This window comes from Streptomyces sp. NPDC038707, assembly GCF_040636485.1.
Lineage (GTDB): Bacteria > Actinomycetota > Actinomycetes > Streptomycetales > Streptomycetaceae > Streptomyces.
The window spans coordinates 1-2,663 of sequence record NZ_JBEZUP010000088.1 but is presented as its reverse complement, the minus strand read 5'-3'; the positions used below and the strand labels follow the sequence as shown (position 1 = coordinate 2,663).

Here is a 2,663-nt window from a genome sequence, read left to right as displayed (position 1 = left end):
GTCCTACTCTCCCACAGGGTCCCCCCTGCAGTACCATCGGCGCTGTGAGGCTTAGCTTCCGGGTTCGGAATGTAACCGGGCGTTTCCCTCACGCTATAACCACCGAAACACTATGAAACTGACAACCAGACCGCCAACACAGCGGAGCTGTTCGTGGTTTCAGAACCAACACAGTGAACGCGAGCAACTGAGGACAAGCCCTCGGCCTATTAGTACCAGTCAACTCCACCCGTTACCAGGCTTCCATATCTGGCCTATCAACCCAGTCGTCTACTGGGAGCCTTACCCCATCAAGTGGGTGGGAGTCCTCATCTCGAAGCAGGCTTCCCGCTTAGATGCTTTCAGCGGTTATCCCTCCCGAACGTAGCCAACCAGCCATGCCCTTGGCAGAACAACTGGCACACCAGAGGTTCGTCCGTCCCGGTCCTCTCGTACTAGGGACAGCCCTTCTCAAGACTCCTACGCGCACAGCGGATAGGGACCGAACTGTCTCACGACGTTCTAAACCCAGCTCGCGTACCGCTTTAATGGGCGAACAGCCCAACCCTTGGGACCGACTCCAGCCCCAGGATGCGACGAGCCGACATCGAGGTGCCAAACCATCCCGTCGATATGGACTCTTGGGGAAGATCAGCCTGTTATCCCCGGGGTACCTTTTATCCGTTGAGCGACGGCGCTTCCACAAGCCACCGCCGGATCACTAGTCCCGACTTTCGTCCCTGCTCGACCCGTCGGTCTCACAGTCAAGCTCCCTTGTGCACTTACACTCAACACCTGATTGCCAACCAGGCTGAGGGAACCTTTGGGCGCCTCCGTTACCCTTTAGGAGGCAACCGCCCCAGTTAAACTACCCATCAGACACTGTCCCTGATCCGGATCACGGACCCAGGTTAGACATCCAGCACGACCAGACTGGTATTTCAACGACGACTCCACCCACACTGGCGTGCGAGCTTCACAGTCTCCCAGCTATCCTACACAAGCCGAACCGAACACCAATATCAAACTGTAGTAAAGGTCCCGGGGTCTTTCCGTCCTGCTGCGCGAAACGAGCATCTTTACTCGTAGTGCAATTTCACCGGGCCTATGGTTGAGACAGTCGAGAAGTCGTTACGCCATTCGTGCAGGTCGGAACTTACCCGACAAGGAATTTCGCTACCTTAGGATGGTTATAGTTACCACCGCCGTTTACTGGCGCTTAAGTTCTCAGCTTCGCCCACCCGAAAGTGAGCTAACCGGTCCCCTTAACGTTCCAGCACCGGGCAGGCGTCAGTCCGTATACATCGCCTTACGGCTTCGCACGGACCTGTGTTTTTAGTAAACAGTCGCTTCTCGCTGGTCTCTGCGGCCACCCCCAGCTCACGGAGTAAATCCGATCACCAGAAATGGCCCCCCTTCTCCCGAAGTTACGGGGGCATTTTGCCGAGTTCCTTAACCATAGTTCACCCGAACGCCTCGGTATTCTCTACCTGACCACCTGAGTCGGTTTAGGGTACGGGCCGCCATGAAACTCGCTAGAGGCTTTTCTCGACAGCATAGGATCATCCACTTCACCACAATCGGCTCGGCATCAGGTCTCAGACTATATGCAAGGCGGATTTGCCTACCCTGCGTCCTACACCCTTACCCCGGGACAACCACCGCCCGGGATGGACTACCTTCCTGCGTCACCCCATCACTCACCTACTAACCGCTTGGGCCGGCGGCTCCACCACTTTCCATTCCCCGAAGGGTCCGGAACGGCTTCACGGCCTTAGCATCACGATGCTCGATGTTTGACGCTTCACAGCGGGTACCGGAATATCAACCGGTTATCCATCGACTACGCCTGTCGGCCTCGCCTTAGGTCCCGACTTACCCTGGGCAGATCAGCTTGACCCAGGAACCCTTAGTCAATCGGCGCAAACGTTTCTCACGTTTGTATCGCTACTCATGCCTGCATTCTCACTCGTCAACCGTCCACAACTCGCTTCCGCGGCTGCTTCACCCGGCAGACGACGCTCCCCTACCCATCACAGCAGGCGTTGGCCCTAATGCTGCAATGACACGACTTCGGCGGTACGCTTGAGCCCCGCTACATTGTCGGCGCGGAATCACTAGACCAGTGAGCTATTACGCACTCTTTCAAGGGTGGCTGCTTCTAAGCCAACCTCCTGGTTGTCTCTGCGACTCCACATCCTTTCCCACTTAGCGTACGCTTAGGGGCCTTAGTCGATGCTCTGGGCTGTTTCCCTCTCGACCATGGAGCTTATCCCCCACAGTCTCACTGCCGCGCTCTCACTTACCGGCATTCGGAGTTTGGCTAAGGTCAGTAACCCGGTAGGGCCCATCGCCTATCCAGTGCTCTACCTCCGGCAAGAAACACACGACGCTGCACCTAAATGCATTTCGGGGAGAACCAGCTATCACGGAGTTTGATTGGCCTTTCACCCCTAACCACAGGTCATCCCCCAGGTTTTCAACCCTGGTGGGTTCGGTCCTCCACGAAGTCTTACCTCCGCTTCAACCTGCCCATGGCTAGATCACTCCGCTTCGGGTCTTGAGCGTGCTACTGAAACGCCCTGTTCGGACTCGCTTTCGCTACGGCTTCCCCACCCGGGTTAACCTCGCAACACACCGCAAACTCGCAGGCTCATTCTTCAAAAGGCACGCAGTCACGAGAA

General features: G+C 56.6%; 2 rRNA genes. Both read right to left on the bottom strand.

The window, feature by feature from the left end:
* Positions 1-107: ribosomal RNA gene (gene rrf, locus AB0E62_RS39875) — 5S ribosomal RNA — on the bottom strand; the annotation flags it as partial.
* Positions 108-189: 82 nt separating this feature from the next.
* Positions 190-2,663, bottom strand: a 23S ribosomal RNA gene (locus tag AB0E62_RS39870); the annotation flags it as partial.